The sequence below is a fragment of the Acetatifactor sp. genome (genome assembly GCF_982438285.1).
The window spans coordinates 1-7,365 of record NZ_CEWDFQ010000150.1 but is presented as its reverse complement, the minus strand read 5'-3'; the positions used below and the strand labels follow the sequence as shown (position 1 = coordinate 7,365).

The window sequence follows — 7,365 nt, the reverse complement described above, 5'->3', positions numbered from 1 at the left end:
CGCTGGGTCACATCATGGAAGAGCACAGGCAGGCAGTAAGCCGCCGAATAATTCCTTGACAGCAGGATATCCATCCCATATTCGAAAAAGGGCATTGCCAGCCCGTACCCCCGGTATTTTTTCCGGAATATCTGGGAGGCAATCTCACACATGGACTCCTCCGGGTAAAATTCCTTCAAAATCAGCATGCCCGCGGTCTCCCGGGAGGCTGTCTGCCCCACCCCTTCCGGTTCTGCAGCTGTCCGTCCTGCACCCTCCAGCCCGGCAGATGTCTGTCCTGCACCTTCCGGCTGGGAAAAATCCCCGTCCGCAAGCGCCTCCGCCACCAGAAAGGTGATGTGTCCGCTTTCCGCTTCCTGCCTTAAATACTCCGGGTGGTAGAAATCCCGCTTGAAATAGGTTTCCCCATATTCGTCCCGGATGCAGGCAAGCATCCCCTCCTCGTCACCCGGGCGGCTCTTTCTCAACAGGAATTTCTGCTCCTTCCCCTGTCTGTCATGCAGCGTCAGTCTTTTGACGGTACCCATAGGGCTCATTCCATGACCAGGATGTCGTCGAATCCTGTAATTTTAAAAACTTCCCTGATATCTTCGTTGGCATTCTTTACCACCATGCTGCCCTTTGCGGCATCCATTTTCTTTGCTGCGTTTAAAAGCACCCGCAGGCCTGCGGAGGTGATATACTCCAGCTCTGCCATATCCACGGCAAGATGTTTCACCCCGTCTATTTCTTTTGTTACAACTTCCTGCAGCTCTGGCGACGTCCCCGTGTCAAGGCGTCCGGACAGCCGCAGCGTCAGGCTGTCCCCCTGTCTTTCCTTTACAATCTCCATTTTTCCTCCATTCCGGGCACTGCCTGTTTAAAGCAGTCCCTGCCCTTCCTCCAGCCATGCGGGCTTTCTCTCAAAGCCCACATGGTAAGTCACCTTCTCCATGACCAGCTCATGCTCGCCAATCATATATCTGCCGATGGTGGTATCCTTTCCTATGATAATTCCCTTGGGGTAGTCGTGGAGGCACCTGTTCAAAAGCGCCTCCTGCTCCGCCCGGGACTGCTCCGACAAAGGATTGTTGGGATTCACGCTTCCCACTGTCACCAGCTTTACATAGCCCACGTCCGCCAGGGACTTTTTTTCACTGCGGTCTGCCATGGATTATTCCCCGCTGGAGGCTGTCTGCGTATTTCCGGGCAGAGCCGCAGCGGCTGTCTTTCCCGCCATGGCGTCGCTGTACTCGCTCTTTTTTGCAAACAGCTCTTCCTCCGTCTTCGTCACGGTCTTCTGCTTTTCCACTGCATCCTTCTGGGCCATGGCAATGGCGTTGTAATGGCTTTCTGTCTGGCCGTACTCCCCGACCTGGCCGTCCCCGGTGATGCTCTTTAAGGCAAACAGGTCGGATACCCCCTGGGCAGTCTCCCCATTGTTGGCAAGCATTCTGATGACGTCCGGTGCATTGCTGGAGAAGCTGTCCCAGATGCGGTTGACCTCATCCATGGACTGGCTGTAGGCTGCTGCCTGAGGATCCTCCTTGTCCTCGATGGCGTTGATCCTGCGCAGGATGATGCCCTGGTACACACCCTTCTGGGATTCTCCTGCCTTCCTGAGCTGACGCAGGCTGCTCTCCAGTCCGCTCTGTGCGGCCTGCAGCCGGCTTTCGATCTGGCTGATCTCCTGGCGCAAGGCCTTTAAGCGCTCCGCCTTTAAGCGCGCCTGCTCGGACAGGTTCTGCCCGTTGCCGTCCTTTATGGTGCTGCCCACAAGGGAAGGGGCCACATTTGCCGCCATCATGTCAAGCACTCTTGCCAGTCCCTCCGGTATGCCGTGGTTGGTTGCCCGGACATCCACATGGTACTTGGCGGAATTGTCCGAGCTTCTTGTATTGGACTGGTGGGCACTGACACTTCCGGTAACACTGACCTTCACAATGCCCAGGTTGACGGTTCCTGTGAGGGATGCCCCCAAGTCCATGGAGGATTCGCTTCTCTCACTCTGCTTCACCTCCATGTCAAACAGAATATTCACCTCATCCACCTGGAGATTGGGGATGGGAACAATGGCCAGCATGGGCACGTCTACCTTCATCTCGTCCAGGTTGCTGGTGCCGTCCTCGTTCATGGAACGCTTTTCATACTTGAACGCCACGTTACGTACATTCCCGCCTGCGTCGAATCCAACCCTGTTAATGAAATCCGCCGTGGAATTTGCCAGCCGGATGCTGGCGTCGGCCGCCGCTGTCAGCGGACTGCCGATGAGCTGGTCCATAGGGAGTCCTGCAAATTGTTCTCCGATTGCCATAATAATTACCTCTCTTTCCATTTGTTTTTTCTATTTTTTCTTATGAGGAGAGCTGCCTTGTCTGGCTGCCCGTCTCCCCAGAAGACAATCCTTCATCCGCCCCCACAGGGAGGGCTTCTTTTTCTTTGCCACATCCACGGATGGCGGCTTGCAGGAGACAAGACGGATGTCCTCCACCCAGAGCACCCTGTCCCCGTCAGGAATATGCTGCTGTACTTCGTGCCGGAGCCTGAAATCCAGTTCCCCGCACAGGAGCCGGAAATTCAGCTCTTCCTTTAAATCCTCCAAGTCTGCCGCAGCATCCTGTACATCTGCTTTTGCCTGTGCAGCTTCCCCTGTATGCTCCGGTTCTTTCCGAGCGGTATGCTCTGTCTTTTCCACAGGATTTTTCTGCTGTCCTTTACAGCACGCCCGCCTTTCACCCTGTCTGCGCTTTCTGCAGAGGCTATTCATAATCCTTATCCAGCCCATAGGATATCTCCATGTTCATGATCTGCTCCTGATATTCCATAATGCGGTTGACCACATTAGACTGGGCCATCATGTATTTATCCCTGTCAAATTCATAGGTGTCCTCCTCAAAGGCATCCTTGCTGATCTGATGCAGGCGCTCCTGCTCCGCAATCATGTCGGAAATTTTCTGGTAAAGCTGCTTGAGCCTGCTGATTTTCGCCTTCAGGCGCTTTGTTTCCGTGACGACGTTCTTCTGCTCATCGGTGCCTAAGTCGCCGCTCACCGCTACCGGCGTGGTATCCAGCTTTTTAGCCACCTGGTTCGCGCTTAAATTGTCCGTCAGCCGCAGGATTCCCTCTGTAGCCGGAATAGAGGATATCTGAAGCTTATAGGAGACCTTGGGCAGGAAGTCGCTGTCCCGCTGGGAGGGGGAGCAGATGCGGGCGTTGATCCTGCGCTCCCCCGTCTCGGGATTATCCACCGCCTTGACCTCCGTTGAGAAGTCAATCTCCGCCTTATCCACACCCAGGTTGGTCACCGGCACGATGGACAGAAGCGGCACCTGCACCTGGAGGTTGTCCACGCTGTAGCCTTCCTCCCCCTCCGGGCGTATCTGGTCGTAGGCAATATTGATATTGTTCAGGTGGATGACCTCCTCCTGCCCGTTCTGCTTGGAGGTGCCCATGCTCCGGATGGCATTCACAATCTCTGCTCGGAGCTGGTGGTTTGATTTGGCCAGGGCATGGATAGGCGCATAGACCAGATCATCCAGCGGTATAAAGTCGCTGTCCATGATGGAAGCTCCCTTTTCCCCTTCGTTATCCGTCATGTCTTTCTCTACATGGGTATGGTATGGCATCTCTTATCCCTCCTGGCTCAAAAACAGCGCCTTTTCCTCTTCTCTCCTGCGTACCAGCCCTGGCAGCACCTTGCCGCCGCCCTTGGTATACGCCATCATTTTCTCCGCTACTTCCGGAGCAGTCCTGCCGTTTACCAGCTTCTGCAGGTTTCCTGCCCCGCAGTTGTAGCAGAAGCTGGTCAGTGCATCAAACTGGTTCTGGGTCAAGGGAAATGTAATCTGTCCCTTTTTTACGCACTGATTCACATGTCCGCCGTATTTCTTCAGGTCTTCCTTCAGCAGTGCTTTTGCCGCCTCCTTAGAGGGCAGGGTCTGCCCCGGCTGCACGCCTGCGGTATGCCCATAGCCGATGGTCCATACCCCGGCAGGACATTTATAAGCTTCCAGGCGGCACCCCTCGTATTTGGCAATCAGCTCCACGCCCCTGTCTGATACGGTCATGCCGCTGCTGCCGGTGCTCTGCGGTGCCAAAAAAGCCTGTCCTGCGCCGCCGGATACCGCGTTCAGATACCCTGTGTTCACCGGACTGTTGATCTCATGGGTGCCGCTTTCGTTTTTCCCAAGCACCGCCCGGTCCCCGCTTACGGATTTCACAATCCATCTGTCATTTTTTACCCAGTCAGGCATCTCTTTTCCGGTGTAATATACAGCGTCCGGCGCCAGAGAAACCATATCGCCTGCCTGAAGGCCGGAAGCTGCTGTGCTGTTTTCTGCAGCGTGGCCGCCTGCTCCCTCATGCTGCACAGGCCGGGGCGGCGCCGACTGCTCAGCCGCGCCTTGTCCTGCAGGCTGCTGTGCTGTTCCCATTGCCGCGGCTACCGCCTGCCTGAAGGCATCCATGCTGTAGTCACACTGCATACCCCTCCACAAATGGTCCGGGTCTCCATGGCCGGATGCAATTCCCCTGTCATGCCCTTCTTTATGGCTGATGATGACACCGTCTGCCAATGGGTTTAGTCCATACTGTTTACATAAGAATGCAAACAGCTCCACCGCCGCATCATAAGTGCGCTTTACTACCGCCATGGCTGCTTCCCTGTCAGAACAGGTAAAGGAAGCTCCTCCGGTATACTTAATACAGGCCGGTTCGCACAATTCCACGCCTATATGCGTGTTGTTTGCAGAGCCGTTTTTTCCGGAGCCGCTGTGCCATGCCCTGTGGTCCCAGGGGAGCGTCTGATACACCTTTCCGGTATTGCCGTCAATAAAGGCATGTACACACGCCCTGCTGCTCTCCGGATTGTTCCATTTTTTTACGAAGGTTTCCGCGTTGGGCTGCGGGCAGCCCACGCTGTGCAGCATCAGCCCCTTCACGGCAATCTTTCTTCCCGCCTTATAGCAGGGATTCTGGGTTAAAATGCTTTCTACGAGTTCCATGTTGTTTTCCTCCCATCTTGCACTGCTGTGTTTTGTCAAAGCATACAAAATCGGGAAAAAAAAGCTATCATTTGAGACGAATGCAGGGTTCTGATGGGATAAAAAATGAAAAGTTATCTTACAGTGACAGGCCATTGGGCGCAGATTTGACGGATACGCTCCCTTTTTTCCGTATAGTTTCTCACCGGAAGCATCAGCTTATCCCCATTGTCAATGGTAAGCTCCCTCTCCTTCAGGCACTTGATATGATTCACATTCACGATATAACTTCTATGCAGGCGAAAGAAATATTCCGGCAGATGTCCTTCCATTTCCTTCAGAGTGCCTCTTTCTTTTATCTGGATGTCCAGACAGTGCCAGATTAAGTCATTATGACGGGATTCTATGTAGAGTATTTCTGACTCCCGCAGCATATACAGATGGTCCTCGTCACTCTGGATCACACAGAATATGGGTTCCTCCCTGCCTCCATGGAGAATAATCCGCTCTGCGATTCCGTTTCGCAGAATAACGGATACCTCATAAGGATAACCATAAAATCCACTGACATGATCCTTGTTCCTGACACAAAAATTTCCATAAACCACACATATTATTCTATCCAGAGTCTGTGCGGAGTAATGTCCATGCTCCACAGCATCCTTCCCCATAAAATGGCATCCAAGACTGCTTTGAAGCAGTTTTTTCTCCGTGCTCCTTAAGTGGGATTTGTTGATCTGCCAGCATACTGCCGGAGAACAGTATGGCAGGTTTGTGGTTTCCCCAGATACAAGTTTTTCCACAATTATCTTCACCCTGCGCATCATCTCCATTTCATTCATCCAAATTCCCCCTTTATGCGTAAATTCATGAAATGGCCCTTCGCTGAAACAAGAGCCTGGTTTCACAAAACAACAATAAGGGATAACAAAAAAAATGTCTGCATATTGAGACAAATGCAGGGTCTGATGGGATGAATGTCGAATTTTGTAAAATTTCAGATAGAAAACAGCGGGGGAATTGTTGTTGAAATACTTGATTCGTTCAGTTTTTTACGCTAAGATAAACAAAGAATTTTCAAGTTTCACATTCAGTGGGTTCCCTGTTTTGATTGGATTTCTTTGTTCTATCCAGACGGTGTTCTGTAAATTTATGTGTTATTTTTTTAATAAGCTTTGGCTTCAAGATGATGTTCCCGGCGGCAACCGGTGAACATCCTAATTTCTTAAGCACATCTTCTCCGTAATAAAAGCTGAACGCTTCGTATGGGCTGCGGTTGTTCAGCTTTTTTCTTTTATATGAATTGATGTGATCCATCATCAGGTAAATATCTTCCTGTGTCAGATCGTCAAAGCTGCTTCCCTTGAGCAGGATGCGCCGTATCAATTCATGGTTAACTTCGCAGGCCCCTATTTGAAAATTCACTCCCGTTGTCTGTCAGAATAACCAAAAACAGACGATTGAACGTCTTGGTTCCAAGAATTTTATCCAACAGATTTATAATCCGTATAACGGAAGCGGACGTATTTGCATCCCGTAGAAATGCCAGCATCAAACTGGTTTCAACAAAATGTATGGTAAGCAGACACTTGCCGCCCACACGTCCGATAACACTATCCATTTGTACGACAGTCATTTCAGGATGATCTCCCAGAAACTTTTGAAAGTCAGTATATTTCCGTCCAATGCGGCACCCTCTGTCAACCTTGAATTCGGGCTGTTTATAACGGGGATGGCATTTGACTTTACGAGGAAGATCCAGATAGATCTGATGAAGTGACTGCCCGTTTTTGACCAGAGGACTGATAATCCGATTGATTCTGACCATGTCGTCTTCATTAGATAGAATTCCCGTCCGGGCTTCTGAAATCACAAGATGTGCCCTTTCATGCGCATCTGCCAGATCATAAATACGCTTCAGCAGTGTGCATTCAGAACACAAACTGCATTTATATGCTGACTGATGAGTACAGCTCGTTCCGCACAGTTTTTTCGCTTTGCATGTAGTACGAAATTTGCAAGGGTTATAAGGATATCCGGGACGCCCGCTTTTCTTGTCATAGGAATTCTTTTTAATCTCCTTGGCAATCGTTGTACGGTTCTTCCCCAGCTCTTTTCCGATTGCACCAAAGGAAGCATTCTCCCGAAGGCGCTGTGCAATGATCATCCGGTCTTCATAGGATAAAAAACTTTGACATGGCAGCGCCTTTCCTGCCGCCAGAAATCAAAGTATAGCAGAAACGAGACCAACTATCCAGTCAGTCTCGTTTCATTTGTAAAAGAAAATCCATACCTTTCTTTTACATCAATAACTATTCACTTTTCACACTTATCCGGGATAGCAGGTATGGAATCTCGGATTACAATTGAGGGGATCCCCCTGACGTCTATCAGAGGGAATGAC

At 51.1% G+C, this 7,365-nt stretch carries 8 protein-coding genes and 1 pseudogene; all 9 read right to left on the bottom strand.

Annotated elements, in window-relative coordinates; genetic code table 11:
- The coding region (locus AC1WIP_RS08780) for a hypothetical protein (protein ID WP_481141488.1) at window positions 1–527 on the bottom strand (527 nt) is incomplete at its 3' end.
- Between the two features lie 5 nt (window positions 528–532).
- Complete coding sequence (locus AC1WIP_RS08775) at window positions 533–832, bottom strand: STAS domain-containing protein (protein WP_481141487.1); 300 nt, start codon at window positions 830–832, stop codon at window positions 533–535.
- A 27-nt stretch (window positions 833–859) separates the two neighbouring features.
- Window positions 860–1,150 (bottom strand): hypothetical protein, encoded by a 291-nt coding sequence (locus AC1WIP_RS08770; protein ID WP_481141486.1) that lies wholly within the window; start codon window positions 1,148–1,150, stop codon window positions 860–862.
- Window positions 1,151–1,153: 3 nt separating this feature from the next.
- Entirely contained in the window at window positions 1,154–2,293 is a 1,140-nt protein-coding gene (locus tag AC1WIP_RS08765; RefSeq protein ID WP_481141485.1) for a DUF2589 domain-containing protein, read from the bottom strand.
- Window positions 2,294–2,323: 30 nt separating this feature from the next.
- Window positions 2,324–2,764 carry a hypothetical protein gene (locus AC1WIP_RS08760; RefSeq protein ID WP_481141484.1) on the bottom strand — a complete coding sequence of 147 codons (441 nt, stop codon included), beginning with the start codon at window positions 2,762–2,764 and terminating at the stop codon, window positions 2,324–2,326.
- Window positions 2,739–3,605 (bottom strand): DUF2589 domain-containing protein, encoded by an 867-nt coding sequence (locus AC1WIP_RS08755; protein WP_481141483.1) that lies wholly within the window; start codon window positions 3,603–3,605, stop codon window positions 2,739–2,741. Before AC1WIP_RS08755 ends, AC1WIP_RS08760 begins: the two co-directional genes overlap by 26 nt.
- A gap of 3 nt (window positions 3,606–3,608) precedes the next feature.
- Complete coding sequence (locus tag AC1WIP_RS08750) at window positions 3,609–4,982, bottom strand: glycoside hydrolase family protein (protein ID WP_481141482.1); 1,374 nt, start codon at window positions 4,980–4,982, stop codon at window positions 3,609–3,611.
- A gap of 113 nt (window positions 4,983–5,095) precedes the next feature.
- Window positions 5,096–5,803, bottom strand: a complete 708-nt coding sequence (locus AC1WIP_RS08745; RefSeq protein WP_481141481.1) for a LytR/AlgR family response regulator transcription factor — start codon at window positions 5,801–5,803, stop codon at window positions 5,096–5,098.
- A 319-nt stretch (window positions 5,804–6,122) separates the two neighbouring features.
- A pseudogene (locus AC1WIP_RS08740) lies at window positions 6,123–7,128 on the bottom strand (transposase); the annotation flags it as partial.
- Window positions 7,129–7,365: the final 237 nt, after the last annotated feature.